Origin of the sequence: Kitasatospora sp. SolWspMP-SS2h (assembly GCF_003259315.1) — a bacterium.
GTDB lineage: Bacteria > Actinomycetota > Actinomycetes > Streptomycetales > Streptomycetaceae > Kitasatospora > Kitasatospora fiedleri.
Map to the genome: position 1 here is coordinate 80,076 of NZ_QLLT01000018.1, position 26,871 is coordinate 106,946.

A 26,871-nucleotide genomic window follows, 5' to 3' on the forward strand; every position below is an offset into this window, starting at 1 on the left:
CCTCACCCGTGCCGGCGGCGGAACAGCGCCGGCATCGTGGGGGCCGTGATGAACCCCTCCGCGCGGGCCGAGGCGATGCCGATCCGGGGGATCTCGCCGCTCTTCTCGAACAGCAGGTAGCGCGGTTCCCAGATCGGCCGGTACTTCGCGTTCGCCCGGTACAGCGACTCGATCTGCCACCAGCGCGAGAAGAAGCCCAGCACCGAGCGCCACAGCCGCAGGACCGGGCCCGCGCCCAGCTTCGAACCGCGCTCGAACACCGACCGGAACATCGCGAAGTTCAACGACACCCGTTCCAGCTCGACCTCCCCGGCGCGCTGCAGGAGTTCGATCACCATGAACTCCATCAGGCCGTTCTCGCTGTCCCGGTCGCGCCGCATCAGGTCCAGCGACAGGCCGTGCGCGCCCCACGGCACGAAGCTCAGCAGCGCCCGCAGCTCGCCGTCCCCGTCGAAGCACTCCAGCATCACGCAGCGCCCGTCGCCCGCGTCGCCGAGCCGCCCCAGCGCCATCGAGAAGCCGCGCTCGGTCGCGCCGTCCCGCCAGTGGTCGGCCCTGGCCACCAGCTCGGCCATCTCGCACTCCGGGATGTCCCCGTGCCGGCGGATCCGCACCGTGTAGCCGGCCCGCTTGACCCGGTTGTACGCCTGCCGGACCACCCGCATCGCCCGGCCGTCCAGCGAGAACTCGTCCAGCTCGACGATCGCCTCGTCGCCCAGCTCCAGCGCGTCCAGCCCGTGCCGGGCGTAGATCACCCCGGCCTCCTCGGAGGCGCCCATCACGGCCGGCACCCAGGCGTGCTCGCGGGCCTCGGCCAGCCAGGCGTCGATCGCCCCCGGCCAGGCCTCCGGGTCGCCGATCGGGTCGCCGGACGCCAGCGTGACGCCGCCGACCACCCGGTAGGCGATCGCCGCCTTCCCGGACGGCGAGAACACCACCGCCTTGTCCCGGCGCAGCGCGAAGTAGCCCAGCGAGTCCCGCTCGCCCTGCCGGTCCAGCAGCTCGCGCAGCCGGCTCTGGTCCTCGTCGCTCTGCAGCTCCTCGCCGCGCGGCGAGCGGAACGCCACGTACAGCACGAACAGGAACAGCACCGCGCTCATCGCGTTGATCGCCGCGTTCACCCAGGTCGGCACCGAGACCACGTCGAGGACCCGCTCCGACGGGGTCAGCGTGATCATCCGGTGCACCGCGTAGCTGAACCGCGTCCCGAAGCCCGCGCCGGCGACCTCGTTGGTCAGCTGCACCAGCAGCGAACCGACCAGCCCGCCCAGCAGCAGCCCGCCGACCGCCGCGGCGGCCGCGGTCTTCGGGTTCGAGCGGTCGCCCTTGGAGGTGAACTCCCGGCGGGAGAACAGCAGCGCGGCCAGGAACAGGCCGGTCAGCACGATCGAGAAGTAGTTCCACGGGTGGTCCCGGTACCGGTCGCCCCAGGCCATCCAGGCCAGGTAGCCGAGGAACGTCAACCCGGCCAGGCCGGTGTTGAAGATCCACGCCGCCCGCTTGCGGCGGCGCATCGCCACCGCCAGGAACAGCGCCAGGAGCATCGAGGTCAGGCCGGCGGTCACCAGGTAGGGGGTGAAGAACTCCCCCTCGTTGTGACGCTGCACCTGGTCCCGGAACGGCACCGAGAGCACCGCCACCAGGTTCAGCAGGGCCACCAGCCGCAGGTACCAGACCGTCGACGCGGCGGCCCTGAGCCGCCACCGTGCCAGCGGGCCGGGGCCTTCGCCCCGGGAGGGGGACACGGCCGGGGAAGCCGTCTTCACAGTGGACACAGCAACCATTCCAGACGATCGATCACAGGGGCGCATCCGCTCGCGGTTCGGCGCACTCGACCCCGATTTCCATGGTTGCCCAGCCCGGATGAGAATTGCGTGAATCCGGTAGCGGATTCCCACCCCCGCCGATCGGCGGGGGTGCCGGACCGCCCGGCCCCCAACCGCCCCCACCGGGGAGAGACAGGGAGAGACATGCCGCCGACCCGGGTCCTGATCGTGGACGACGAGGTGCTGGTCCGCTCCGGGCTCGGCCTGATCGTCGGCACCGCACCCGACCTGGAGGTGGTCGGCGCCTGCTCCGGCGGCCAGGCCGAGCAGCTGGCCCGCGAACTCGCCCCCCGGGTCGTCCTGCTCGACGTCCGGATGCCCGACCTGGACGGCATCAGCGTGCTGCGCCGACTGCGCGCGCTGCCCGACCCGCCCGCCGTCGCCATGCTCACCACCTTCGACACCGACGAGCACATCGGCACCGCGCTGCGGGCCGGGGCGGCCGGGTTCCTGCTCAAGGACACCGCCCCCGAGCAGCTGGTGCACGCCGTCCGGGTGCTCGCGGCCGGCGGCAGCGCGCTCTCCCCGACCGTCGCCCGCACCGTGATCAGCGGCTACGTCGAGGGCGGCGGCCCCGACACCGCCGCCGCCGACCTCACCGGCCGGCTCACCGGCCGCGAGCTGGACGTCCTGGCGCTGCTCGGCGAGGGCCTGTCCAACGCCGAGATAGCCGACCGGCTCTTCCTGGGCACCGGCACCGTCAAGGACCACATCAGCGCCATCCTGGCCAAGCTCGGCGCCGCCAACCGGGTCCAGGCCGCCGTCATCGCCCACCGCGCCGGGCTGGTCCGCGAGCGGCGGGACGGGGAGTGAGCTCCGCGGCCGCCGCGGCCCCCGGACACCGCCCGGAACCCCCCGGGACCGCAGCGCACCCGACGCCCCCGGAGCCCGCCGGGCCGCGCCGCCCGCTCCGGGCGCGGGCCAGGGCCCGCGCCCGGGCCTGGCTGCGTTCCCCGCGCACCACCCTGCTGGCCCCGGTGCTGCTCGCCGCGATGGACTCCGCGCTGGTCGCCAAGGGCTCCGCGCCCTGGCAGCTGGCCCTCTCCGCGCTGTCGGTGGCCGCCCTGCTGGCCCGCCGCCGCCTCCCGCTCACGGTGGCCCTGCTCACCCTGCCCGGCGCGTTCTTCAACGAGATCTGGCTGGCCCCGCTGACCGCCGTCTACGCGGTCGCCGCCGCCCGCCCCCGGCCCGGCGTCCCGGTCGCCTGCGCCACCGCCTTCGCCCTGGTCGAGTTCTTCCACTGGCCCTTCGACCCCGGCCTCTTCGAACTCAGCCGGGACAACGCGCTGTACGGCATCCAGTCGGTGATGCTCGGCGCCGGACCGGCCGCCCTCGGCATGCTCGCCCGCACCCGCGGCGAACTCGCCGAGCGGGTCACCGAACTCACCGCCGGCCGGCAGCGCGAGAGCCGGCTGCTCGCCGAACAGGTGCTGACCGCCGAACGCGCCCGGCTCGCCCGCGAGATGCACGACGTGGTCTCCCACCAGGTCAGCCTGATCTCGATCCAGGCCGGGGCGCTCCAGGTCTCCAGCACCGACCCGGCCGCCCGGGACGGCGCCCGCACCATCCGCGAGCTCTCGGTCCGCACCCTCGACGAACTCCGCCAGATGGTCGGCGTGCTGCGCGCCGCCGGCGGCCCCGGCACCCCGCTCGCCCCGCAGCCCACCCTGGCCGACCTGCCCCGGCTGATCGGGGGCAGCGGCCTGGCCGTCACCAGCCGCCTCGACCCGGGCCGCCGGAACTGGCCCGAGGCCGTCGAACGGGCCGCCTACCGCACCGTCCAGGAGGGCCTCACCAACATCAGCAAGCACGCCCCCGGCGCCCCGGTCACCGTCCGGGTCACCGCCCGCGGCGGCCGGCTGCACGTCGAGGTCCGCAACGGCCCCCCGCCGCTGGGCCCGACCGGCCCCGGCCAGGACGCCCCGCTGCCCGGCGGCGGCCACGGCCTGATCGGCCTGCGCGAACGCGCCGCCCTGCTCGGCGGCACCTTCACCGCCGGCGCCACCCCCGACGGCGGCTACGCCCTGCACGCCGTGCTGCCCGCCCCCTGAGGACCGCGGCAGCGGCAAGAACCGACGGGAGCCGTTCCGGGCCGGCGCCGCCGGAGAACGAGGAAGCCCCGCAGGTCCGATGGACCTGCGGGGCTTCATCTGTGCGCGAGGGGGGAGTTGAACCCCCACGCCCTTTCGGGCACTGGAACCTGAATCCAGCGCGTCTGCCTATTCCGCCACCCGCGCATGGGTGTTGTCTTCAGTTGCTTACCGCTTCTTCCGACCTGTCGAGAAGCTTACCGCATCTCTCGGGGTCTTCCGTTCGGCTCCCTCTCGGGCGCCCCTTCCGACATGGAAAACATTAGCACGCCCCACGCCGCACCTGCGAATCCATTCCCCCCGGCCCCCCGCACGGGCCCGCCCGGCCCGCAACCGGAGGCCGGACGAACGCGTGAGCGGGCCGTCCGGCGGGTACCCCTCCGGGCGCGACCTAGCCGGGGAACCGTACGGAAGGGCCGGGCGTGGATACGATCAGTACGGAAGTACCGCTTTCCAGCCGACGAACCGGCCCGTCCGACGCCCTGAGAGGGGGTGCCCCGTGGGAGTCCTGAAGAAGTTCGAGCAGCGACTCGAAGGTCTCGTGAACGGCACCTTCGCGAAGGTGTTCAAGTCCGAGGTCCAGCCGGTGGAGATCGCCGGTGCCCTGCAGCGCGAGTGCGACAACAACGCCACCATCTGGAACCGGGACCGCACGGTCGTCCCGAACGACTTCATCGTCGAGCTCAGCCCGCACGACCACGAGCGGCTCAGCCCCTACGCCACCCAGCTCGGCACCGAGCTGGCCGGGATGGTCCGCGAGTACGCGGAGGCCCAGCGGTACAGCTTCATGGGGCCGCTCCAGGTCGCCCTGGAGAAGGCCGACGACCTGGACACCGGCCTGTACCGGGTGCGCAGCCGCACGCTGGCCGCCGAGGAGCCCCAGCGGGCCCCGGCCCCGCCGTCCGCCGCCCAGCCCGGGTACGGCCGTCCGCCGACGCCGCCCGCGCCCGGCGCGCCCTGGCACCAGGGCGCGTCCGCCGCGCCCTACGGCACCCCGCCGCCACCGCCCGCCCCGCCCGCGGTGCCGCCCGCGGCGTCCGCCGCCCCGTCGGCCGGGAACGTCCGGCCCTTCCCCGGCGCGGGCCACGGCGGCGCCGGCACCCGGCGCTGGATCGAGGTGAACGGCGCCCGGCACCAGATCAGCCAGAACGCGGTGGTGCTCGGGCGCTCCACCGAGGCGGACATCCGGATCGACGACCCCGGGGTGTCCCGCAAGCACGCGGAGATCCGCCCCGGTGCACCCGCGATGGTCCTGGACCTGGGTTCCACCAACGGCATCGTGGTGGACGGGCAGCACACCCAGCGCGCTACGCTCCGCGACGGCTCCCGGATCGTCCTGGGGTCGACCACCATCGTCTACCGACAGGTCGAAGGGTAGAAGCGGGCCGGTATGTCTGATCTGACCCTGACGGTCATGCGGCTGGGCTTCCTCGCCGTCCTCTGGCTGTTCGTCATCGTCGCGGTGCAGGTGATCCGCAGCGACCTGTTCACCACCAAGGGCGCCGCGCGCACCGCCCAGCGCTCCCCCGCCCCCGCGCCGGCCCAGGCCGGGGCGGGCCGCGGGCCGCAGGGGCAGCCCGCCCCGGCCGCCCAGCAGGCGCAGGCCCGGCAGCGCCGCGGCCAACCGACCCACCTGGTGGTGACCCAGGGGTCGCTGGCCGGGACGACCGTCGCCCTCCAGGGCCAGACCGTCACGCTGGGCCGGGCGCACGACTCCACCATCGTCCTGGACGACGACTACGCCTCCTCCCGCCATGCCAGGATCTACCCCGATCAGGCTGGGCAGTGGACGGTGGAGGATCTAGGCTCCACCAACGGCACCTATCTCGACCGGCAGCGGCTCACCACGCCGACGCCGCTCCAGATCGGCGTGCCGATCCGAATCGGCAGGACCGTCATCGAGCTGCGGAAGTAGTCAGCGCATGAGGACCAGCTCCACCCGAAGGAGGGCCCGGACAGCATGAGTCTCGTGCTGCGCTTCGCCGCCGGCTCGCACAAGGGCCTGATCCGTGAAGGGAACGAGGACTCCGGCTACGCCGGGCCCCGGCTGCTCGCGGTGGCCGACGGCATGGGCGGGGCGGCGGCCGGCGAGGTCGCCTCCTCCGAGGTCCTCGGCTCGATCGTCCGGCTCGACGAGCCGCACCCCGGCGCCGACCTGCTGAGCCTGCTCAACGAGGCGGTGCAGACCGCCAACGAGCGGCTGCGGCAGATGGTCGAGCAGGACCCGCAGCTGGAGGGCATGGGCTGCACCCTCACCGCGCTGCTCTGGGACGGCCAGCGGATGGGCCAGGTGCACATCGGCGACTCCCGGGCCTACCTGCTGCGCGACGGCCGGCTCGACCAGATCACCCAGGACCACACCTGGGTGCAGCGGCTGGTCGACGAGGGCCGGATCACCGCCGAGGAGGCCGAGACCCACCCGCAGCGCTCGCTGCTGATGCGCGCCCTGGACGGCCGCGGCCAGGTCGAGCCCGACCTGTCGATCCGCGAGGTCCGGGCCGGCGACCGGTACCTGATCTGCTCCGACGGCCTGTCCGGCCCGGTCAGCCACCAGACCCTGGAGGAGACGCTCGGCAGCTACTACGCGCCCGAGCAGACCGTCCAGGAGCTGATCCAGCTGGCGCTGCGCGGCGGCGGCCCGGACAACATCACCTGCATCGTCGCCGACGTGATCGACGTCGGCGCCACCGACCAGCTCAGCGGCCGGGCCGCCGAGGCCCCGGTGGTGGTCGGCGCGGTCGCCGAGAACCAGCCGCACCACTACAACGACCCGCAGCTGCTGGACACCCCGGCCGGCCGGGCCGCCGGCCTGGGCCGCGGCCCGGCCCCGCAGGGCGTCTTCGGCCCGGCCCAGGGCTACCAGGGCGGCTACGACCAGCAGCAGCCCGGCTACGGCGCCCCCGCGGGCGACTTCGGCCCCCCGGAGGGCTACGGCGCCCCGGCGGACGACGTCACCCGGGCCGGCTTCCCGGCCGGCGAGGGCGGCTACGGCGCGCCCGGCGAGGAGTTCGACCAGGACGCCCCGGCCGAGCACCGGAAGAAGAAGCGCGGCCTGAAGCTGACCCTGATCGGCGTGCTGGTGCTCGCGGTGCTCGGCGCCGGCGGGTTCTTCGCCTGGCAGTGGAGCCAGGACCAGTACTACGTCGGCGTCCAGGACGGCCACGTCGCGGTCTACCGCGGCCTCGACCAGAACCTGGCCGGCATCGAGCTCAGCTCGGTCTACCAGCCGTTCACCGACATCGAACTCAAGTACCTGCCCGCCTACCAGCAGGACCAGGTGGCCAAGAAGATCCAGGCCGACGGCCTGGCCGACGCCCGGAAGCAGGTCGACGCGCTGCGCGCGCAGGCCGCCGTCTGCAAGAAGGTCGCCGAGTCCACGACCGCCCCGGCCACCGGGGAGGGCACCGAGCCGTCCGCGCCGCCGCTGACCGAACAGGAGCAGCAGCTCGCCGCGTCCTGCCCGGCCCGGTAGGGCCGCGGGCGAACCCGGGGGGTTGCACACAGGCATGAGCACCTTCGACGTGAGCGGCGGCCGCACGCCCGCCACCGGGCGCCGCCGCGCCACCGGCCGCGGCACCCCGGACACCGTGCCGAACCGGCGCAACACCGAGCTGCTGATGCTGGCCTTCGCGGTGGCCGTCCCGGTCTTCGGGTACGCCAACGTGGGCCTGGCGATGGACGGCACGCTGCCCGCCAACATCCTGGCCTACGGCCTGGGCCTGGGCGTGCTGGCCGGCCTCGCGCACCTGGCGGTGCGCCGCTTCGCCCCGTACGCCGACCCGCTGCTGCTGCCGCTGGCGACGCTGCTCAACGGGCTCGGCCTGGTGATGATCTGGCGGCTCGACAAGGCCGGCGACCTGCTGCACGACAACTACCCGGCGACCACCAACCAGCTGATGTGGTCGGGCCTGGGCATCACGCTGTTCATCGGCGTGATGTGGCTGCTCAAGGACCACCGGATCCTGCAGCGCTACACCTACATCTCGATGGTGGTGGCGCTGGTGCTGCTGGCCGCGCCGGCCTTCTTCCCGTCCCAGGACGCGAACTTCGGCGCGAAGATCTGGATCCGCTTCGGGTCCTTCTCGATCCAGCCCGGCGAGTTCGCCAAGATCATCCTGACCGTCTTCTTCGCCGGCTTCCTGATGGTGAAGAAGGACGCCCTGGCGCTGGCCAGCCGCAAGTTCATGGGCCTGTACCTGCCGCGCGGCCGCGACCTCGGGCCGATCGTGGTGGTCTGGCTGCTGTCGATCCTGATCCTGGTGTTCGAGACCGACCTCGGCTCGTCCTTCCTGTTCTTCGGCCTGTTCGTGGTGATGCTGTACGTGGCCACCGAGCGGACCAGCTGGATCGTCTTCGGTCTGCTGATGTCCTTCGGCGGCGCCGCCGTGGTGGCCACCAGCGAGCCGCACGTGAAGACCCGGATCAACGCCTGGCTGGACCCGATGGCGGCGTTCGGGCCGCACCCGCCCAAGCAGTCCTCGGAGCAGATCGGCCAGACCCTGATGTCGCTGGGCTCCGGCGGCACCATCGGCACCGGCCTGGGGCAGGGCCGCAGCTGGCTGATCCAGTTCGCGGCGAAGAGCGACTTCATCCTCGGCTCGTTCGGCGAGGAGCTGGGCCTGACCGGCCTGATGGCGATCTTCCTGCTGTACGGCCTGGTGGTGCAGCGCGGCCTGCGCACCGCGCTGGCCGCCCGCGACCCGTTCGGCAAGCTGCTCGCGGTCGGCCTGAGCTCGGCGTTCGCGCTCCAGGTGTTCGTGGTCGCGGGCGGCGTCACCGGCCTGATCCCGCTGACCGGCATGACCATGCCGTTCCTGGCCCAGGGCGGTTCCTCGGTGGTGGCCAACTGGGCGCTGATCGCCATCCTGATGAAGATCAGCGACACCGCCCGCCGCCCGGCCGCCGAACCGACCGCCGAGCCGGCCCCGGCGATCCCGGAGCCGGCCGGTCCCGACCGGTACGGGCCGCCCGGGTACGGCGCGCCGGACCAGAGCAGGGGAGCGTCCTCGTGAACAAGCCGATCCGCCGGGTGTCGATCTTCTGCCTGGTCCTGGTGCTGGCGCTGATGGTCCGGGTCAACTGGGTGCAGGGCGTGCAGGCCTCGGCCTGGGCGGGCAACTCGCACAACGACCGGGTGAAGTACGACCGGTACGCCTACCCGCGCGGCAACATCATCGTCGCCGGCCAGCCCGTCACCAAGTCCGACTTCGTCAACGGCCTGCGCTACAAGTACAAGCGCTCCTGGGTGGACGGGCCGATGTACGCGCCGGTCACCGGCTACTCCTCGCAGATCTTCGACGCCAGCCAGCTGGAGAAGCTGGAGGACCCGGTGCTCTCCGGCACCGACTCCCGGCTGTTCTTCCGCAACACCCTGGACATGCTGACCGGCAAGACCAAGCAGGGCGGCGACGTGGTCACCACCATCGACCCGAAGGTGCAGAAGGCCGGCTTCGAGGGCCTGGGCAACCGCAAGGGCGCCGCGGTGGCGATCGACCCGCGCACCGGGGCGATCCTGGCGCTGGTCTCCACCCCGTCCTACGACCCGGGCACCTTCGCCGGCGGCGGCGAGGCCGACTCGGCGGCCTGGACGGCGCTGCAGAACGACCCGAACCAGCCGATGCTGAACCGGGCGCTGCGCCAGACCTACCCGCCCGGCTCGACGTTCAAGCTGGTCACCGCGGCGACCGCGTTCGAGACCGGCAAGTTCAAGAACCCGACGGACACCACCGACACCCCGGAGACGTACATCCTGCCGGGCACCAGCACCCCGCTGGTCAACGACAGCCCCGACGAGCCCTGCACGAACGCCACCCTCGCCTCGGCGATGGCCATCTCGTGCAACACGGTGTTCGGCAAGATCGGCGCCGAGCTCGGCAAGGACGCGCTGCGCGCGCAGGCCGAGAAGTTCGGCTTCAACAACGACAAGCTGGACGTCCCGGTCCGGGCCGCCGCCAGCTACTACCCCAGCGGCTCCTCCCCCGACGGCACCGCGATGGACGCCATCGGCCAGCACGACACCCGGGCCACCCCGCTGCAGATGGCCATGGTGGCCGCGGCGGTCGCCAACAACGGCTCGCTGATGCAGCCCTACCTGGTCGCCCAGGAGGGCTCGGCGGGCCACGCCATCTCCACCCACTCCGAGCACCAGCTGAGCCAGGCCGTCTCGCCGGACACCGCGCAGAAGCTCCAGCAGCTGATGGAGGGCGTGGTGAAGGAGGGCACCGGCAGGAAGGCGGCCATCCCGGGCGTGACGGTCGGCGGCAAGACCGGCACCGCGCAGCACGGCCAGGACAACGCGGGCAAGCCGTTCGCCTGGTTCGTCTCCTACGCGAAGGACTCCGCAGGCAAGCAGGTCGCGGTCGCGGTGGTGGTCGAGGACGGCGCGGCGCAGAGCTCGGAGATCTCCGGCGGCTCGCTGGCCGCGCCGATCGCCAAGTCGATGATGCAGGCGGCCCTCGGCAAGTAGGCCCGGTGACCGGGCCCGGGAGGCGGGCCGCGGAGCGGCCCGGTCGCATGCGTCACATTCCGGCCGCCGGTCCTCGATCGGCGGCCGGAATTGTCACAATGGGACGGTCCTGGTCGATATCGGTCCGGTCTCAGCTGACGGTCCGCTCGGGCCCGCCCAGGTCGGCCCGGTAGCGTATCCGCCAGCAGCGGGTGTACCCGCGGCCGGAGACCGTGGCCGGAGCCGTGCAACCGCGGCGGCGGCCGCCGCGTCCGAAGAGGGCGTGCGGGGACACCTACGTCACATCCTCACCTGCCGGTGGGGGAGAGGGTCGGAGATATGGAAGAGCCTCGTCGCCTAGGCGGCAGGTACGAACTCGGCGGCGTCCTCGGGCGCGGTGGCATGGCCGAGGTGTACCTCGGGCACGACACCCGGCTCGGCCGCACCGTGGCCGTGAAGACCCTCCGCACCGACATGGCCCGCGACCCCTCCTTCCAGGCCAGGTTCCGCCGCGAGGCGCAGTCCGCGGCCTCGCTCAACCACCCGGCCATCGTCGCGGTCTACGACACCGGCGAGGACTACATCGACGGGATCTCCATCCCGTACATCGTGATGGAGTACGTCGAGGGCTCCACCCTGCGCGAACTGCTGCACACCGGGCGGCGGCTGCTGCCCGAGCGGGCGCTGGAGATGACCATCGGCATCCTGCAGGCCCTGGAGTACTCGCACCGGGCCGGCATCGTGCACCGCGACATCAAGCCCGCCAACGTGATGCTGACCCGGCAGGGCAACGTCAAGGTGATGGACTTCGGCATCGCCCGCGCGATGGGTGACGCCGGCATGACGATGACCCAGACCTCCGCGGTCATCGGCACCGCCCAGTACCTCTCCCCCGAGCAGGCCAAGGGCGAGACCGTCGACGCCCGCTCCGACCTGTACTCCACCGGCTGCCTGCTGTACGAGCTGCTCACCGTCCGGCCGCCGTTCGTCGGCGACTCGCCGGTCGCGGTGGCCTACCAGCACGTCCGCGAGGAGCCCGCCCCGCCGTCCTCGTACGACCCCGAGGTCCGCCCCGAGATCGACGCGATCGTGCTCAAGGCGCTGGCCAAGGAGCGCGACTACCGCTACCAGTCCGCCGACGAGATGCGCGACGACATCGAGCGCTTCCTCGACGGCCTGCCGGTGAACGCCGCCCAGCAGGCGGCCTACGGCATGGGCGCGGCCGGCTACGGCTACGGCTACGACCAGGGCGGCCACCAGCACGACCCGTACGGCCAGACCAACGTGCTGCCCCAGCAGGGCGGCCCGACCACCGTGCTGCCGCCGGTCGGCAACCAGCAGCCCGCCCCGTACGGCGGCTACCAGGACGGCGGCTACGGCGGCGGGGACGAGGGCGGCTACGAGGGCCGCGGCAGCCGGCGGCGCGAGGAGCAGCCGAAGAAGAGCAACACCTCCTGGATCGTGCTGGCCGTCGCGGCGGTGCTGGTCCTGGTCGGCGCGTTCTTCGTGGTGCAGTCCATGGTGAAGACCGGCGACAAGGCCGCCGGGAAGACCACCGTCCCGAACCTGGCCGGGCTGAGCCTGGCCGACGCGGAGAACGCGGCGAAGGCGCAGAACGCCACCCTCAAGGTGGTCACCGGCGACCCGGCCGCCACCTGCGCCGACACCAAGGTCCAGAAGGACCAGGTCTGCACCCAGGAGCCCGCCGCGGCCGGCCAGATGTCCGCCTCCGGCACGATCACCGTGCACCTGGCCGCCGCCGCGGCCCAGGTCGACGTGCCGGACGTCACCGGCCAGGCCAAGGACGCCGCGACCAAGGCGCTCAAGGACAAGGGCTTCGACGTCAAGACCACCTACGCCAACGACGACAAGATCGACCAGGACAAGGTCGTCTCGCAGGACGTCACCGGCAAGGCCGCCCCGGGCGCCACGGTCACCCTGACGGTCTCCTCCGGCCAGCAGAAGGTCACCGTGCCGAACGTGGTCGGCAAGGCCCAGGACGAGGCCACCCAGACCCTCACCGAGGCCAAGCTCAACTTCACGATCACCACCAAGCCCGTCACCGACAGCACCCAGGTGGGCCAGGTCCTCGACCAGAACCCGAAGAACGGCCAGCTCAAGCAGGGCGGCCAGGTGGCCCTGGTGGTGGGCAAGCAGGCCGACAAGGTGACGATGCCGCCGCTGCAGAACGTCAAGGTCAGCGACGCCATCAACCAGCTCACCAAGCTCGGCCTGAGCTACGCCCTGGTCGGCTCGCAGGACCCCAACGGCACCGTGGTCAACACCAACGTCACGGCGGGCACCCCGCTCAACCCCGGCGACAAGGTCACCCTGTTCGCGCAGGCGCCGGACAAGTCCAACGACCCGAAGCCGTAGCACCGGCGCCCGGGACCACGCCGAGGGGCCGCACCGTTCGCGCTGAACGGTGCGGCCCCTCGGCCGTTCCGGCACCCGGTGGCGGTCAGCGCAGCTCGGGCGGCGGGGTGCGCCGCGCGTCCACCGGGTCGACCCGGACCAGCTGGGCCCAGACCGCCATCCGGTAGCGGGAGGTGTACACCGGCGTGCAGGTGGTCAGCGTCAGGTAGCGGCCCGGGCCGGTGAACGGCGAGCCCTCGGGGACGGGCGCCACCACGCCCACGTCGTACTTGGAGGTCTGCGGCAGCGCCCCGGCGACCCGGTAGACGTACCAGGCGTCCCTGGTCTCCACCACCACCGGGTCGCCGACCGCGACCTTGTCCAGGTCGTGGAACCTGGCGCCGTGCCCGTCCCGGTGCGCCGCCAGCGCGAAGTTGCCCTCGGCGTCCCACGGCATCGCCGAGCGGTACGGCTCCTCGTACACCCCGGCCACGCCCTCGTCGAGCACCTGCGCGGTGGTGCCCATCCGGATCAGCGTCTGGTCGCCCCGGCCGAAGGCCGGCACGTGCAGGAAGCCCACCCCGTCCCCCGCCGCGTACTGCGGCGCCGGCCCGGCGGCCGCGCCGTCCGCCGGGGGCGCGGCCGGGATGCCCCAGGTCTGCCGCAGCCGGTCCCCCGCGTGCCCGGCGGTCCGGTCGGCCAGCACGTCGGTCCACCACAGCGAGTACCCGACGAACAGCGCCAGCACCAGCCCCAGGGTGATCAGCAGCTCCCCCAGCAGCCCCAGGGCCACCGCCGTCCGTCCGCGCCGCCTACGACCGCCCCGCATGGCTGTGCCCATGGTGCCGCGCCTCGCTGCTCAGTGTCGCCCGGTCAGCGCCTCCGGCTGGCCCTGGCTCCTCGGCCGTTCCTCGACCATCTTGCCAAAGACGATCAGCCTTCCCCGGGCACTGAACTCCGGCGTGCATGTCGTCATGGTCAGGTAGCGGCCCGGCCCGGTGAACGGCGAGCCCTTCGGGACCGCCTGGAGCACCGTCACGTTGGTCGGCGGGGTCTCCGGGATGCCGCCGGCCACCTCGTACGTGTAGTAGGCGGTCGCGGTCTCCACCACGATCTTGTCGCCCGGCACGAGTTGGCCGATCTTCCGGAACGGCTGGCCGTGCGTGGTGCGGTGCGCGGCGACCGCGAAGTTGCCCTGCCGGTCGGACGGCATCGCGGTGCCCGCGTAGTGGCCCACCAGGCCGTGGTCGAGCACCTTCTGCTTGTCGGTGCCCTCGGCGATCGGGTAGTCCAGGCCCAGCTTCGGCACGTGGATGATGGCGAAGCCCTGCCCGGGCTGGAAGGCGGTGGGCTGCGGGGCGGGGGCGGCGCCCCCGCCGGTCGGGGCGGCCGGCTGCTGGGCCCACTGCTGCTCCAGCTTGCTGCTGGCGGCCCCGGCGTCCCGATCGGCCAGCACGTTGGTCCACCACAGCTGGTACGAGACGAACAGCAGCATCACCGCGCCGAGGGTGATGAACAGCTCCCCCACCAGCCGGGCCAGTACCACCCGCTTGCGCTCCTTCGGGCGCGGCGGCCGCGGCCCGGCGGGCCGCCCGGTGGCCCGGCGGCGCCCGGTGCCCGGCGCGCGCAGGCCGGACGGGCCGGCCGCGGCCCGGCGGCGGGCCGCCCGGTCGCCGGGCTGCGGGGGCACCGGCCCGGCCGTCGGGGCGGTCGGCAGCCGCAGTTTCAGGGTCTGCTCGGCCGGGCTCTCGTCGGCCGCGGCCTCGTAGACGCTCCAGTCCCCCGGCTCCCCCAGCTCGTCGGGGACGCCCCCCTCCGGGCGCACGGCGGTCACCGGCGTCAGCTCCGGCCGATGACCGGGGCGAGCCCGGCCGAGCGGCCCACCGCCTCCGGGAAGCCGCACGCGGCGAGCCAGTTGGCGAGCATCCGGTGGCCGCCCTCGGTGAGCACCGACTCCGGGTGGAACTGGACGCCCTCGATCGGGAGTTCGCGGTGCCGCAGGCCCATGATCACGCCGCTGTCGGTGCGCGAGGTCACCACCAGCTCGGCGGGCACGGTGTCCGGGTCGACCGCCAGCGAGTGGTAGCGGGTGGCGGTCAGCGGCGAGGGCAGGCCCGCGAACACGCCGCCGTCCTCGTGCAGCACCGGCGAGGTCTTGCCGTGCAGCAGCTCGGGCGCCCGCCCGACCACCGCGCCGTGCGCCACCGCGATCGACTGCAGGCCCAGGCAGACCCCGAACAGCGGCAGCCCGACCCGGGCGCAGTGGTGCACCATCTCCACGCACACCCCGGCCTCCTCGGGCGTGCCGGGCCCGGGGGAGAGCAGCACCCCGTCGTAGCCCTCCTCGCCCGCCCGCGGCCGGGCGTCGGCCACGGTCAGCCCGTCGTTGCGGACCACCTCGCAGACCGCGCCCAGCTGGTACAGGTACTGGACGATGTTGAACACGAAGCTGTCGTAGTTGTCGACCACGAGGATCCGGGGCGCTCGGCCGGCGGGGGTCATCGCTACTCCTGGGGTACGGGTGCGTCGGGGGACGGACGGAGTCGGAACGGTGCCGGTCTCAGCCGCCGGCGCCCTGGTCCACCGTCACGTTCCCGAAGGGGAGCAGCGGCTCGGCCCACGGGAAGACGTACTGGAACAGGACGTAGACCACCCCGAGGACGAGCAGCAGGGAGATCAGCGCACGGACCGGCGCGGGGCCCGGAAGATGCCGCCAGATCCAGCCGTACATGGTGCTCCTCGGTGTTTCGGGTCGGCACAAGCGTAGACGCCCCTCCGCCCGGCCCAGGAGGGTATCCGCGCAACGGGCCGGCCGCGGCGGGTCGGGGGCGGATTCCGGACGCATCCTGAACGGGTTCCGGTCAGGTCCTGGCCGGATCCGCACCGGTCCCGGCGGGTCCTGTCCGGTTCCTGGCCGGGTCCGGACGCACGGGCGATCGGGCGGGCAGGCGGGCAGGCGGGCAGGCGGGCAGGCGGGCAGGCGGGCAGGCGGACGCTAGGGGGCCTCCGCGGAGCGCAGGTCGGCGGAGCCGGTGTACCCGGGCAGGGTCAGCTCGCCGCTCTCCTGGACCTTCCAGCCCAGCCCGTAGGCGGTCACGTAGCCCAGGTAGTTGCGGATGGTCGGGTCGGCGTCCACCGCGGCGCGCAGCGCCTCCGTCCGGCCCACCGCCCGGATCACGTACGGCGGCGAGTAGACCCGGCCCTGGAGCAGCAGGGTGTTGCCGACGCAGCGCACCGCGCTGGTGGAGATCAGCCGCTGGTCCATCACCTGGATGCCCTCCGCGCCGCCCCGCCAGAGGGCGTTCACCACGGCCTGGATGTCCTGCTGGTGGATCACCAGGTCGTTGACGCCGGGCTCGGGGACGCCCGGGATGCGGGCGGTGGCGTTCGGCGGGGCGTCGTCCAGGGTGACGGTCAGCCCGGGCCCGCGCAGCGGGTCCAGCCCGGCGGCCCGCTGCAGCTCGGCCAGCCGGGCCGCGTCGTCCGGGCTCTGCCCCTGCTCCCGGGCCAGCCGGTCGGCCCGGTCCCGGTCGGCGGAGACCTGCTCCGACAGCTGCTGGTTCTGGGTGGAGCGCTGCTGTATGACGTCGCTGAGCTTCAGCAGCGAGTTGTCAGTGCGCAGGTCGGTGCCGTGCGCGGTCCGCGCGCTGACGTAGAAGAGCAGTCCGGCGAGCGCGAAGACGGTGCAGGTCAGGGCACGTCCGACAATTCGCCCACGCCGGGGGCCCGAAGCCGGGGAGGGCGAAGAAATCGTGGAATCAGGCACCGTACCCTTATCTCCTTACGACCCGGCGAGCCACTACGCTAACGGACGCCGGTGGCATGTGCGGAGGATCAACCGTACGGACCGGCCCGCCATTTGCCGCCCGCCCACGCTGACCCACCCGCGCGGTCACAGCGCATCGACAGGAGAGCCCCTCGTGCCGAAGTCTCGACTCCGCAAGAAGGCCGACTACACGCCGCCTCCGAGCACCGCGACGGCCGTGAAGATCAGTTCCGGCCGGAGCTGGGTGGCACCACTGATGCTGGTGTTCTTCCTGGTCGGCCTGGTCTGGATCGTCACGTACTACGTGACCAGCGGCAACTGGCCGATCAGCAGCTGGGGCAACTGGAACATCCTGGCCGGCTTCGGCTTCATCGCGGCGGGCTTCGGCGTCTCCACCCAGTGGAAGTGACGCCGGCTCCGCCCGCCCGGCGGACCCCGGCCTGATCCACCCGCACCGCCCCGGACAGCGCGCCGGGGCGGTGTCCGGGCTGTCCGCGACCGGGGCCGACCGGACCCCGCCGGGAGCGTCCGAACGTTTATCCACAGGGTTGTCCACACTGGGGAAAACTCCGCCCAGCCTGTGGATAACTCGCAACGCAGCAGCATAACGCGCGTAGAGCCGGGAAATCCAATCGGTGGGCACGCCCCGGCGACCACCGGCTGTGCACAACCCCGCCCCCGTCACCCCGGCAGGCGCGCCGTCCCGATCAGCAGCATCAGCAGGATCGCCGCCACCGCCCCGGCCAGCGCCAGCCCCTGCACCAGGTTCCGGCGCTCCCGCGGGGCGGACATCATCCCGGCCCCGATGGCGACCCCGGCCACCAGGCCGCCGAGGTGGGCCCGCCAGTCGATGTTGTTCAGCGTGAAGGTGAGCACCAGGTTGACCACCAGCAGCGCGATCACCGGCTGCATCGGCACCCGGTTCGCCCGGAACAGCACCGCGGTCGCGCCCAGCAGGCCGAAGATCGCCCCGGAGGCGCCGACCGAGAACATGTCCGCCCCGTCCAGCAGGTAGCCGAACGCGTTGCCCGCCACCCCCGACAGCAGGTAGAGGGCGAGGAAGCGCCACCGGCCCAGCACCCGCTCCAGCTGGGGGCCGAGCACCCAGAGCGAGAACATGTTCATCAGGATGTGCATCACCCCGGCGTGCACGAACATCCCGCTGACCAGCCGGTACCACTGGCCCGGGCCCTCGGCCACGCCGATCCGCGTCCCGAACGCGTCCGCCCCGCTGCCCATCCCCAGCCGGAACTGCCAGACCCCGTCGACGTACTCGGTGAGCAGGAACACCAGCAGGTTGACGCCGATCAGCACCTTGGTGACCAGTGCCCCGTCACCGAGCGTCAGCAGCGCGCCGGCCGTGGTCCGGGGCTGCTGCCGGGCCTGCTGCCCGGCCTCGCCCCGCACGCAGTCCGGGCACTGGAAGCCCACCGAGGCGGGCACCATGCACTCCGGGCAGACCGGCTGCCCGCACCTGGCGCAGCTCACCCCGGTCTCCCGCTCGGGGTGCCGAGCGCACCGGGGCAACCCGCTCCCCCGGCCGTCCGCCGACGTCGGCCGCACGGGCTCCTCCGGATGCATCGCCGCTGTCCCTCCTCAACGAAACGGTCCCGGCGCCGCCCCCCGCCGTACGGAACGGGGCACCGCCGGGACCGCCCAGGCTACTGCGCGCACGGGCGCGCGGGGGCCGCCCCGCGGGGCGGCCGGGTGCGGATCAGCCGCGCGAGACGACGACCTGCTCGATCACCACGTCCTGGACCGGGCGGTCGTACGGCTTGGTGGTGGCGGTGGTGGCGATCGCGTCCACGACCTTCCGGCTGGCCTCGTCCACGACCTCGCCGAAGATGCTGTGCTTGCGGTTCAGCCAGCTGGTCGGGGCGACCGTGATGAAGAACTGCGAGCCGTTGGTGCCCGGGCCGGCGTTGGCCATCGCCAGCAGGTACGGGCGGTCGAACGAGAGGTCGGGGTGGAACTCGTCGCCGAACTCGTAGCCCGGGCCGCCGGTGCCGTTGCCCAGCGGGTCGCCGCCCTGGATCATGAAGCCCGCGATGACCCGGTGGAAGACCGTGCCGTCGTACAGCGGCTCGGCGGCCAGCACACCGGTCTCCGGGTTCTTCCACTCGCGGGCGCCCTCGGCCAGCTCCACGAAGTTGGCGACGGTCTTCGGCGCGTGGTTCGGGAAGAGCTTGACCACGATGTCACCGCGGTTGGTCTTCAGGGTGGCGGTGAGTTCCTCGGCCACGGCAGTACCTTCTTCTCTCTTGCCTGACTATCCGATGAATCATCCCACGCGGCTCGCGGACGGCTCAGCCGGAGGTGCCCGGTCGGCAAGCCCGATGCATGATCTCCTAGCAGGTGGAAAGGTGCGTACCGGACGCCGGACACCCGCCGAGAAGGAGAAGCCCGTGAGCCGTACGGACACCGCGCGCGAGACCGCCGGACGGGCGAAGGACGCCGTGGCGCCCTACGCCGTTTCTGCCAAGGAGGCTGCGCTGCACTACGCGGAGGAGGCCAAGCAGCTGCTCGGCCCCAAGCTGGAGGCGTTCGGCCCCAAGGCCGCCGCCGCCGGAGCCCAGGCCAAGGTCGGAGCCGGCCAGGCCGCGCACACCGCCCGGGTGCAGTACGCCAAGTACGTCGCACCGCACCTGGAGCACGCCTTCACCAGTCTCCCCCCGGAGACCCAGAAGGCCGCGCTCCGGGCCGCCCACCGGGCCCAGGAGGCCGCCCTGGCCGCCAAGCTGTCGGCCGGCCAGGCCGCCGGACAGGCCCGGGCCACCGTGGTGCCCAAGGTCACCGAGACCTTCCAGGCCGCCAAGGAGAACATCACTCCGATCGCCCTGGAGGCGCAGACCCGCGGCGCCGCCGCGGTCACCGCCCTGCAGGGCCACGTCAGCTCCGCCGAGATCAGCAAGCTGGCCGCCAAGAACGCCAAGAAGCAGCGCCGCAACGGCTGGGCCACCGCCCTCGCGGTGGCCGGCACCCTGGCCATCGGCACCGGCGTACTGGCCTGGCAGTGGTACCGCAAGCAGAACAACCCCGAGTGGCTGACCGAGCCCCCGGCCCCGGCCGCCGCGCCCACCCTCTCCTCCGTCCCCTCCGGCACGGCCGCCACCGACACCACGGCCGCCGCGGACTCCGCGTCGGCCACCGCTCCCGGCAGCGCGGCCGGCGGCCCGGTGGGCGGCACGGTCGGCGGCGCGGTGCTCAACGGCTCCGTCCCGCTCGACGAGCCCGGCGCACCGGCCGACCCGGAGGTCGCCCCCCGGCCGTCGGAGGACGAGCACGACGAAGACCGTCCCAAGCCGCACGACCCGCGCAAGCCGCACTGACCCCGCCCCGGAAGCCTCCGGGCACGCGAACGGCCCCCGACCTGTTCACCAGGTCGGGGGCCGTTCGTCGACTGTGGAGCCTAGGGGAGTCGAACCCCTGACATCTGCCATGCAAAGACAGCGCTCTACCAACTGAGCTAAGGCCCCGAGCAACGGGGACAGCCTACCCGCTCCCGGGCAGCCGCCCACGCGGGTTTCGGACCGGCCGCGGCCCGTGCTCCGCGGGCCGGCCCGAGAAAGACTTCGTCAGTCGGCGCTCAGCGGCCGGCGGGGACCGGGTCGGTCGCCTCGGTCCACAGGTCCTGCTCGGCACGGTCCGCCTGGACCTGACGGTAGACAAAGAAGCCGCCGAGGGCGACCAGGGCGACCAGGAGAAGCTTCTTCACCGCGGGACCTCGTCCTTCTTGCTTACTTGGATGTAGGAGCACGAACCAGCGGCCGGGGTGCGGACCGCCCTGAGGCCGATGATACACACCGGTAACCCCTTCAAGAGCGGCCCCCGCCACCGCCAACCGACCGATCCGCCACCGGCTTTGACATACCGGCATCAGTACGATCGTCCGACAACGCGCCCGGGCGCGCCGCCGTTTCCGCCCGACGGCGCGCCCGCGCACTCCTGCGCCCGGCTACCGGCTACCGCGTACGGCTACCGCTTGCGCCGCCGCAGCCGGGCCAGCTCGCGCCGGGCCGCCCGCACGTCCGCGGACAGGACGTCCAGCCGGGTGTCCAGCCCGTCCAGGCGGGCCTCCTGCCGGGAGGTCCGCTCACCGAGCGCGGTGGTCAGCAGCCCCTGGGCGTCGAGCCGCCGTTCGATCGAGCCGACCGAGACCGCCAGCCCCGCGACCACGGCCGGCAGGTCCTCCGCCGTGAACGCGGACTCCGGCTCCTCGGCGTACCGCGGCACCACCGGCTCGCACTCCCCCGGCCGGTACGACTCGAACGGCTCCAGCCCGTCGATCCGCCGCCGCCAGTCCTCCACCGCCGGGTCCCGCCGCCCCGCCTCGTACTCGTCCCACCGCAGCTCGCTCCACCGCCGCCACGGCCGCGCCCGGAACGCGTGCACCACCGGCGGCACCACCACCGGCCGCGCCGCCGCCTCCACCGCGTCCAGCAGCCGCCCGCGCACCCGCCGGGCCACCTCGCTGTCGCGCAGCAGCATCGCGACGTTCAGGACGGCCCGCCGCGAGTAGAGGGCGATGCCGTTGCCGCCGCCCTGGGGACGGCCGTAGGGGTTGTCCACAGGCGGGGACCACCGGGGGGCCTCCGCGCGGGGGCTCCCTTCACCTCCTTCGGCACCGCTGACCTGCCAGAAGTACTTCTTGTAACTCTGGTCCTCGGGGTTCTCGGCCGGGTGCGCCGGTCGCCCGACCTCGCCGGACTGCCGGTCGGCCTCCTGCGGGCCGCTGACCTGCCAGACCTTCATTTTGAAGGTCTGGTTCGCGGGGTTATCCACAGGCTTGAGGACGGTGTACCCGTTGCTCTCCAGCTCCTGCCGGTGGCGTCGGACCACCGCTCGGATGATGTTCTCGCCGACCTCGAAGTAGTCCGCCACCATCCGCGTGGTGACGTACAGCCCGTCGGGCAGCAGGACGAGGGCCTTGACCTCGCCGAGGACTTCGGTGCGCTCGCACAGGCCGCTTCGGAGCGTCCTGGATTCGAGCAGCGCGGCTTCCATGGACATGGGAGTGCCTCACAGGGGGGAAGAAGACATGACGTGGGAACCGCCCGATCGCCCGGGGCGGGCGGGGCCGGATCATCCGCCGGCCGGAGCAGAGGTCGCGTTACGTCCCACGTCACCCAGTGACCGGTTCTGTCGCCCGGCCATCCCCGACTTCACATCAGTTTCGAGTCAGCTCACCCTGTGTTGCCTCTGCGCACCGGGCCCAACGAGCGGACGGGCGGGAGGTTACGGGGGCGGAACACGTCGAAGGCCCCGATCACCAGGTGATCGGGGCCTTCGCGCCGGTGGGCCTAACAGGACTTGAACCTGTGGCCTCTTCCTTATCAGGGAAGCGCTCTAACCGTCTGAGCTATAGGCCCTTGCCGCACTGAAAGATTAGCGGACCGACGGCCGATCTCCCAAATCCGTATCCCGGGCCTCCTCCGGACGGTGCTGCTCAGCGGGCTCGGCGGGCTCGGCGAGCCACTCGGGGCGGGTCGGGGGGAGGCCGGAGCCGCCGACGGGGGTGGGGCGGACGGCGAGGACCTGGTTGACGCCGATGTGGTTCTGCTCGAAGGAGACGGCGGAGGCGGCCATGTAGAGGCGCCAGACCCGGGCCCGGCCGCGGCCGGCCAGGGCGACGGCCTCGGGCCAGTGCGCCTCCAGGTTGGCGACCCACTCGCGCAGGGTGCGGCCGTAGTGCTCGCGCAGGGCCTCGACGTCGCGGACCTCGAAGCCGGCCTGCTCCAGCCGGGAGACCGTGGTGCCGACGGGGGAGAGCTCGCCGTCGGGGAAGACGTAGCGGTCGATGAAGGGGGAGAGCCGGTACGCCTCGCCGGGCGGCAGCGGGCGGCGGGCGATCTGGTGGTTGAGCAGGCGGCCGCCGGGGGCGAGCAGGCCGTACAGGTGGCGGGCGTAGACCAGGTACTGGGCGGAGCCGACGTGCTCGGCCATGCCGACGCTGGAGATGGCGTCGAAGGGGCCGTCGGGGATCTCCCGGTAGTCCTGGAGCCGGATCTCGATCCGGTCGGCGAGACCGGCCTCCGCGACCCGCTGCCGGGCCAGCGCGACCTGCTCGGTGGAGATGGAGACCCCGACCGCCTCGACGCCGTAGTGGCGGGCGGCGTGCAGGAGCAGCGAGCCCCAGCCGCAGCCGACGTCCAGCAGGCGCGTGCCGGGGCGCAGGCCGAGCTTGCGGCAGATCAGGTCGAGCTTGGCGGTCTGGGCGTCCTCCAGGCTCTTGGCGGCGGGCTCCCAGTAGGCGCAGGAGTAGACCAGGGTGGGGCCGAGGACGAGCCCGTAGAAGTCGTTGCCGACGTCGTAGTGGTGGCTGATCGCGGCGCGGTCCCGGTGGCGGCTGTGCAGCTGGCCGCGGCGGGGCCCGACCTCCTCGGCCGGGGGTGCCGGGTTCGGGCCGAGGATGCCCTGCCGCAGGGCCGTGCCGAGCAGCCGGCGGCCGGGGGCGCCGAGGTACTGGCGGGGGCCGACCTGCGGGCGGGGGGCGTCCCGGTCCTCGGCGAAGGTGGAGACGGCGGCCAGCACCTCGTACAGGTCGGTGTCGGGGGCGACTTCGAGGTCGCCGGAGACGTAGGCGCGGGCCAGGCCGAGCTCGCCCGGGGACCAGAGCAGCCGGCGCAGGGCGCGGCGGTTGCGCAGGACGATGGTGGGGGCTCCGGACGGGCCGGCCTCGGAGCCGTCCCAGGCGCGGACCCGCAGCGGGATCGGACGGCCGATCAGTCCCTCCACCGCGTCCACCAGTTGCTGTGCGTGCTGCGCCATGACGGCCCCTCCGACCAGTCGTTCCCGTCCGGGACGCCCGGTGACCGCCGGAGGCGGCCGGGCGGCCCGCTGACCGTTCCCGTTCTTCCACCTGTCTCTGCGCTGCGGGCCGGAACGCGGCCCCGGCACGCCGGGCGGTCACCCGATTGCACCGGGGACGACGAAGGGCCCCGGAGGCTTCAACAGCCTCCGGGGCCCCGGGAATTCCGCCTGACTGACGCGGGATCAGTCTTCTTCGGCGAGGGTCAGTTCGATGCCGCCGGTGAAGCCCGCCGCCGAGTTGTAGATGAACGCGGCGAGGGTGGCCAGCGCGGTCATCAGGACGATGTCGACCAGCGCGATCAGCACGGTGAAGAGCATGACCTTGCCGAACCCGATGTAGTCCATCAGGTCGAAGGCGCCGGAGCTGTCGCCGCCGCTGCCGGTGACGTCCTTCAGGGTGCTGCTCAGCGAGGAGAAGACGCCGAGGCCGTCCAGGGTCATCCAGAGCACCGCGGCGGCCACGATGATGATCACGCCGAGGGCCAGCGAGAGCAGGAAGCTGACTTTCATCACCGACCACGGGTCGGCCTTGGTGACCCGCAGCCGGGCCTTGCGGGTCCGGCCGGTGCCGCCGCCGGACGGGCCGGGGCGGCGGGGCTGGCCGCCGCTCTGCCCGGGGGTGCCGGGGGTGCCGGGAGCGCCCGGGACGCGGGTGCCGCGCGGCGGGGTGGGCTGGCCCTTGGCGTAGGTGGTGGGCTGGGAGAAGCCGCCCGCGGGCGGCGCGCTCGGCGGGGGAGGCGGGGTCTGGCCCCCGTAGGACTGCTGGGCGGTTCCGCCCGGCCCGCCCGCCAGGCCGCCCGTGGCACCTCCAGCACCCGTGGCTCCGCTCACCGTGGTCCTCCCGAACCGTCCGCCAGGGCGATCGCACCGCCCTGGTCCGTGTTGTGCTCGTGCTCCGCGTACCCCGGTGGCCCGCGGTCAGACCGTGGTGCCCGCCCCGCCACCGGCGGGGCGGGCACCACGGTGCGCGTCCGTGCGTCAGCCCTGGGCGGGCGCGCCGTCCGCGTCCTGCTCGGTGGCCGCGGACTCCGCCTCGTCGACGGCCTCGTCCGCGCCCTCCTCCTCGTCCGCCTCCGCGTTGCGGGCCATGCCCACCACCGCGTCGCGCTTTCCGAGGTTGATCAGTTGGACGCCCATGGTGTCACGTCCGGTTTCACGCACCTCGGAAACCCTGGTCCGGATCACGCCGCCGGACAGCGTGATGGCCATGATCTCGTCGGTCTCCTCGACGACCAGGGCGCCGACCAGCGAGCCCCGGCCCTCGACGATCTTCGCCGCCTTGATACCGAAACCACCGCGTCCCTGGACACGGTACTCGTCAACCGTGGTCCGCTTCGCGTACCCGCCGTCGGTGGCGGTGAAGACGAAGGTGCCGGGCCGCACCACGTTCATCGAGAGCAGTTCGTCGTCCTCGCGGAAGGACATGCCCTTCACCCCGGAGGTGGCCCGGCTCATCGGGCGCAGCGCCTCGTCGGTCGCCTTGAAGCGGATCGACTGGGCCTTCCGGGAGATCAGCAGCAGGTCGTCCTCGGCGGAGACCAGCTCGGCGCCGATCAGCTCGTCGTCCCGGCCCTCCTCGTCCTGGCGCAGGTTGATCGCGATCAGGCCGCCGGAGCGCGGGGAGTCGTAGTCCTTGAGCGGGGTCTTCTTGACCAGGCCGCCGCGGGTGGCGAGGACCAGGTACGGCTTGTCCTCGTAGGTGCGCACGGCCATCACCTGGGTGATGTGCTCCTCCGGCTGGAAGGCCAGCAGGTTGGCGACGTGCTGGCCGCGGGCGTCGCGGCCGGCGTCGGGCAGCTCGTAGCCCTTGGCGCGGTAGACCCGGCCCTTGTTGGTGAAGAACAGGATCCAGTTGTGGGTGGTGGTCACGAAGAAGTGGTCGACGATGTCGTCCTGCTTCAGCTGCGCGCCGCGCACGCCCTTGCCGCCGCGCTTCTGCGAGCGGTAGAGGTCGGAGCGGGTGCGCTTGACGTAGCCGCCGCGGGTGATGGTGACCACGATGTCCTCCTCGGCGATGAGGTCCTCGATCGAGAGGTCGCCGTCGGAGGGGATCAGGGTGGAGCGCCGCTCGTCGCCGTACTTCTCGACGATCGCGGTGAGCTCCTCGGAGACGATCTCGCGCTGCCGGGAGGGCGAGGCGAGGATCGCGTTGTACTCGTTGATCTTGGCCTGGAGCTCGTCGTGCTCGCTGAGGATGCGGGCGCTCTCCAGGGCGGCGAGCCGGCGCAGCTGCATCTCCAGGATGGCGTTGGCCTGGAGCTCGTCGATGGCGAGCAGCCGCATCAGGCCGGTGCGGGCGGCCTCGGCGCTCTCCGAGGCGCGGATCAGCGCGATCACCGCGTCGATCTGGTCGAGCGCCTTGAGCAGGGCGCGCAGGATGTGCGCGCGCTCCTCGGCCTTGCGCAGCCGGAAGGTGGTCCGGCGGACGATGACCTCGATCTGGTGGGCGACCCAGTGCCGGATGAAGGCGTCCAGCGAGAGGGTGCGCGGCACGCCGTCGACCAGGGCCAGCATGTTGGCGCCGAAGTTGGTCTGCAGGTCGGTGTGCTTGTACAGGTTGTTGAGGACGACCTTGGCGACCGCGTCCCGCTTGAGCACGATGACCAGGCGCTGGCCGGTGCGCGAGGAGGACTCGTCGCGGACGTCGGCGATGCCGGCGATCCGGCCGTCCTTGACCAGGTCGGCGATCTTCAGCGCGAGGTTGTCCGGGTTGACCTGGAACGGCAGCTCGGTGATCACCAGGCACTGGCGGCCCTGGATCTCCTCGACCTCGACCACCGCGCGCATGGTGATCGAGCCGCGGCCGGTGCGGTAGGCCTCCTCGATGCCGCGGCGGCCGACGATCAGCGCCCCGGTCGGGAAGTCGGGGGCCTTGATCCGCTCGATCAGGGCCTCCAGCAGCTCCTCGTTGGAGGCCTCGGGGTGCTCCAGCGCCCAGAGCGCGCCGGAGGCGACCTCGCGCAGGTTGTGCGGCGGGATGTTGGTGGCCATGCCGACCGCGATGCCGGTGGCGCCGTTGACCAGCAGGTTGGGGATGCGCGAGGGCAGGACGGTCGGCTCCTGCTGCCGGCCGTCGTAGTTGGCGGCGAAGTCGACGGTCTCCTCGTCGATGTCGCGCATCATCTCCATCGCCAGCGGCATCATCTTGCACTCGGTGTAGCGCATCGCCGCGGCCGGGTCGTTGCCCGGGGAGCCGAAGTTGCCGTTGCCGTCGACCAGCGGCATCCGCATCGACCAGGTCTGGGCGAGGCGGACCAGGGTGTCGTAGATCGAGGTGTCGCCGTGCGGGTGGTAGTTGCCCATCACGTCGCCGACCACGCGGGCGCACTTGTAGTAGCCCTTCTCGGGCCGGTAGCCGCCGTCGTACATCGCGTAGAGCACCCGGCGGTGCACCGGCTTGAGGCCGTCGCGGACCTCGGGCAGGGCGCGCGAGACGATGACGCTCATCGCGTAGTCGAGGTAGGAGCGCTGCATCTCGGTCTCGAGCTCGATGAGCTCGACCCGGTTGCCGCTCTGGGCGGGGAGGAGGGTGCTGTCCGCGGGCTGCTCGCCGCCGTCCGGACGGTTGTCGTCGACCAC

At 72.7% G+C, this 26,871-nt stretch carries 23 protein-coding genes and 3 tRNA genes; 10 read left to right on the forward strand and 16 right to left on the reverse strand.

Annotated elements, in window-relative coordinates:
* Nucleotides 1–2 precede the first annotated feature (2 nt).
* Complete coding sequence (locus K353_RS22595) at nt 3–1,784, reverse strand: phosphatidylglycerol lysyltransferase domain-containing protein (RefSeq protein WP_370447634.1); 1,782 nt, start codon at nt 1,782–1,784, stop codon at nt 3–5.
* Between the two features lie 186 nt (nt 1,785–1,970).
* On the opposite strand from K353_RS22595, the gene K353_RS22600 reads away from it, so the two are divergent.
* Both K353_RS22600 and K353_RS22605 read left to right on the forward strand, forming a co-directional pair.
* The gene (locus K353_RS22600; protein WP_111555453.1) at nt 1,971–2,639 is read left to right on the forward strand and encodes a response regulator transcription factor; all 669 of its coding nucleotides are present in this window, start codon (nt 1,971–1,973) and stop codon (nt 2,637–2,639) included.
* On the forward strand, nt 2,636–3,877 hold the full coding sequence (locus K353_RS22605; protein WP_233533762.1) for a sensor histidine kinase: 1,242 nt from the start codon (nt 2,636–2,638) through the stop codon (nt 3,875–3,877). Before K353_RS22600 ends, K353_RS22605 begins: the two co-directional genes overlap by 4 nt.
* Before the next feature lie 102 nt (nt 3,878–3,979).
* Here K353_RS22605 and K353_RS22610 read toward each other — a convergent pair.
* Nucleotides 3,980–4,063 (reverse strand) — tRNA-Leu (locus K353_RS22610).
* Between the two features lie 352 nt (nt 4,064–4,415).
* On the opposite strand from K353_RS22610, the gene K353_RS22615 reads away from it, so the two are divergent.
* The 6 genes from K353_RS22615 to pknB all read left to right on the forward strand — a co-directional run bounded on the left by K353_RS22615 (nt 4,416) and on the right by pknB (nt 12,737).
* Nucleotides 4,416–5,294, forward strand: a complete 879-nt coding sequence (locus tag K353_RS22615) for a DUF3662 and FHA domain-containing protein (protein ID WP_111555378.1) — start codon at nt 4,416–4,418, stop codon at nt 5,292–5,294.
* Between the two features lie 12 nt (nt 5,295–5,306).
* Nucleotides 5,307–5,831 carry an FHA domain-containing protein gene (locus K353_RS22620; protein ID WP_111555379.1) on the forward strand — a complete coding sequence of 175 codons (525 nt, stop codon included), beginning with the start codon at nt 5,307–5,309 and terminating at the stop codon, nt 5,829–5,831.
* A gap of 45 nt (nt 5,832–5,876) precedes the next feature.
* On the forward strand, nt 5,877–7,388 hold the full coding sequence (locus K353_RS22625) for a protein phosphatase 2C domain-containing protein (protein ID WP_111555380.1): 1,512 nt from the start codon (nt 5,877–5,879) through the stop codon (nt 7,386–7,388).
* A gap of 34 nt (nt 7,389–7,422) precedes the next feature.
* Nucleotides 7,423–8,928 carry an FtsW/RodA/SpoVE family cell cycle protein gene (locus K353_RS22630; protein ID WP_111555381.1) on the forward strand — a complete coding sequence of 502 codons (1,506 nt, stop codon included), beginning with the start codon at nt 7,423–7,425 and terminating at the stop codon, nt 8,926–8,928.
* Complete coding sequence (locus tag K353_RS22635) at nt 8,925–10,382, forward strand: penicillin-binding transpeptidase domain-containing protein (RefSeq protein ID WP_111555382.1); 1,458 nt, start codon at nt 8,925–8,927, stop codon at nt 10,380–10,382. Before K353_RS22630 ends, K353_RS22635 begins: the two co-directional genes overlap by 4 nt.
* Nucleotides 10,383–10,700: 318 nt before the next feature.
* Complete coding sequence (gene pknB, locus K353_RS22640) at nt 10,701–12,737, forward strand: Stk1 family PASTA domain-containing Ser/Thr kinase (RefSeq protein WP_111555383.1); 2,037 nt, start codon at nt 10,701–10,703, stop codon at nt 12,735–12,737.
* An 85-nt stretch (nt 12,738–12,822) separates the two neighbouring features.
* On the opposite strand, the gene K353_RS22645 is transcribed toward pknB, so the two are convergent.
* The 5 genes from K353_RS22645 to K353_RS22660 all read right to left on the reverse strand — a co-directional run bounded on the left by K353_RS22645 (nt 12,823) and on the right by K353_RS22660 (nt 16,482).
* A complete protein-coding gene (locus K353_RS22645) occupies nt 12,823–13,557 on the reverse strand; it encodes a class E sortase (protein WP_111555384.1) in 735 nt (244 codons plus the stop codon).
* A gap of 18 nt (nt 13,558–13,575) precedes the next feature.
* Nucleotides 13,576–14,550: a class E sortase gene (locus K353_RS22650; RefSeq protein ID WP_111555385.1), complete on the reverse strand. Its 975-nt coding sequence runs from the start codon at nt 14,548–14,550 to the stop codon at nt 13,576–13,578.
* 5 nt (nt 14,551–14,555) lie between these two features.
* Nucleotides 14,556–15,218 carry an aminodeoxychorismate/anthranilate synthase component II gene (locus K353_RS22655; RefSeq protein ID WP_111555386.1) on the reverse strand — a complete coding sequence of 221 codons (663 nt, stop codon included), beginning with the start codon at nt 15,216–15,218 and terminating at the stop codon, nt 14,556–14,558.
* A gap of 58 nt (nt 15,219–15,276) precedes the next feature.
* On the reverse strand, nt 15,277–15,447 hold the full coding sequence (locus tag K353_RS34920) for a hypothetical protein (protein WP_199528207.1): 171 nt from the start codon (nt 15,445–15,447) through the stop codon (nt 15,277–15,279).
* Nucleotides 15,448–15,711: 264 nt separating this feature from the next.
* Nucleotides 15,712–16,482: a DUF881 domain-containing protein gene (locus K353_RS22660; RefSeq protein WP_199528208.1), complete on the reverse strand. Its 771-nt coding sequence runs from the start codon at nt 16,480–16,482 to the stop codon at nt 15,712–15,714.
* A 154-nt stretch (nt 16,483–16,636) separates the two neighbouring features.
* Between K353_RS22660 and crgA the strand changes: the two genes are divergently transcribed.
* Nucleotides 16,637–16,891 (forward strand): cell division protein CrgA, encoded by a 255-nt coding sequence (gene crgA / locus K353_RS22665; RefSeq protein WP_100837211.1) that lies wholly within the window; start codon nt 16,637–16,639, stop codon nt 16,889–16,891.
* A gap of 272 nt (nt 16,892–17,163) precedes the next feature.
* Here crgA and K353_RS22670 read toward each other — a convergent pair whose 3' ends face one another.
* Nucleotides 17,164–18,063, reverse strand: coding sequence for a rhomboid family intramembrane serine protease (locus K353_RS22670; protein WP_111555387.1), 900 nt, complete (start codon nt 18,061–18,063; stop codon nt 17,164–17,166).
* Between the two features lie 133 nt (nt 18,064–18,196).
* Entirely contained in the window at nt 18,197–18,724 is a 528-nt protein-coding gene (locus tag K353_RS22675; RefSeq protein ID WP_111555388.1) for a peptidylprolyl isomerase, read from the reverse strand.
* 163 nt (nt 18,725–18,887) lie between these two features.
* Here K353_RS22675 and K353_RS22680 point away from each other — a divergent pair, with 163 nt between their 5' ends.
* Nucleotides 18,888–19,811 carry a DUF5324 family protein gene (locus tag K353_RS22680; protein WP_111555389.1) on the forward strand — a complete coding sequence of 308 codons (924 nt, stop codon included), beginning with the start codon at nt 18,888–18,890 and terminating at the stop codon, nt 19,809–19,811.
* A gap of 74 nt (nt 19,812–19,885) precedes the next feature.
* Here K353_RS22680 and K353_RS22685 read toward each other — a convergent pair.
* The 7 genes from K353_RS22685 to gyrA all read right to left on the reverse strand — a co-directional run bounded on the left by K353_RS22685 (nt 19,886) and on the right by gyrA (nt 26,871).
* A tRNA-Ala gene (locus K353_RS22685) sits at nt 19,886–19,958 on the reverse strand.
* 110 nt (nt 19,959–20,068) lie between these two features.
* Complete coding sequence (locus K353_RS35955; RefSeq protein ID WP_014137031.1) at nt 20,069–20,197, reverse strand: DLW-39 family protein; 129 nt, start codon at nt 20,195–20,197, stop codon at nt 20,069–20,071.
* Between the two features lie 260 nt (nt 20,198–20,457).
* The gene (locus K353_RS35960) at nt 20,458–21,492 is read right to left on the reverse strand and encodes a hypothetical protein (RefSeq protein ID WP_233533764.1); all 1,035 of its coding nucleotides are present in this window, start codon (nt 21,490–21,492) and stop codon (nt 20,458–20,460) included.
* 285 nt (nt 21,493–21,777) lie between these two features.
* A tRNA-Ile gene (locus K353_RS22695) sits at nt 21,778–21,851 on the reverse strand.
* 16 nt (nt 21,852–21,867) lie between these two features.
* Nucleotides 21,868–23,250, reverse strand: coding sequence for a cyclopropane-fatty-acyl-phospholipid synthase family protein (locus tag K353_RS22700; protein WP_111555390.1), 1,383 nt, complete (start codon nt 23,248–23,250; stop codon nt 21,868–21,870).
* Nucleotides 23,251–23,475: 225 nt separating this feature from the next.
* Nucleotides 23,476–24,123, reverse strand: a complete 648-nt coding sequence (locus tag K353_RS22705) for a DUF3566 domain-containing protein (protein WP_111555391.1) — start codon at nt 24,121–24,123, stop codon at nt 23,476–23,478.
* Nucleotides 24,124–24,270: 147 nt separating this feature from the next.
* Nucleotides 24,271–26,871, reverse strand: coding sequence for a DNA gyrase subunit A (gyrA, locus tag K353_RS22710; protein WP_111555392.1), 2,601 nt, complete (start codon nt 26,869–26,871; stop codon nt 24,271–24,273).

Bases quoted from the DNA above. Each gene is read 5' to 3' on its own strand.
- K353_RS22625 (WP_111555380.1), top strand. From the start codon at position 5,877: ATGAGTCTCGTGCTGCGCTTCGCCGCCGGCTCGCACAAGGGCCTGATC.
- K353_RS22700 (WP_111555390.1), bottom strand. From the start codon at position 23,250: ATGGCGCAGCACGCACAGCAACTGGTGGACGCGGTGGAGGGACTGATC.
- K353_RS22600 (WP_111555453.1), top strand. From the start codon at position 1,971: ATGCCGCCGACCCGGGTCCTGATCGTGGACGACGAGGTGCTGGTCCGC.
- K353_RS35960 (WP_233533764.1), bottom strand. From the start codon at position 21,492: ATGTCCATGGAAGCCGCGCTGCTCGAATCCAGGACGCTCCGAAGCGGC.
- K353_RS22670 (WP_111555387.1), bottom strand. From the start codon at position 18,063: ATGCATCCGGAGGAGCCCGTGCGGCCGACGTCGGCGGACGGCCGGGGG.
- K353_RS22630 (WP_111555381.1), top strand. From the start codon at position 7,423: ATGAGCACCTTCGACGTGAGCGGCGGCCGCACGCCCGCCACCGGGCGC.
- K353_RS34920 (WP_199528207.1), bottom strand. From the start codon at position 15,447: ATGTACGGCTGGATCTGGCGGCATCTTCCGGGCCCCGCGCCGGTCCGT.
- K353_RS22655 (WP_111555386.1), bottom strand. From the start codon at position 15,218: ATGACCCCCGCCGGCCGAGCGCCCCGGATCCTCGTGGTCGACAACTAC.
- K353_RS22645 (WP_111555384.1), bottom strand. From the start codon at position 13,557: ATGGGCACAGCCATGCGGGGCGGTCGTAGGCGGCGCGGACGGACGGCG.
- pknB (WP_111555383.1), top strand. From the start codon at position 10,701: ATGGAAGAGCCTCGTCGCCTAGGCGGCAGGTACGAACTCGGCGGCGTC.
- K353_RS22595 (WP_370447634.1), bottom strand. From the start codon at position 1,784: ATGGTTGCTGTGTCCACTGTGAAGACGGCTTCCCCGGCCGTGTCCCCC.
- K353_RS22620 (WP_111555379.1), top strand. From the start codon at position 5,307: ATGTCTGATCTGACCCTGACGGTCATGCGGCTGGGCTTCCTCGCCGTC.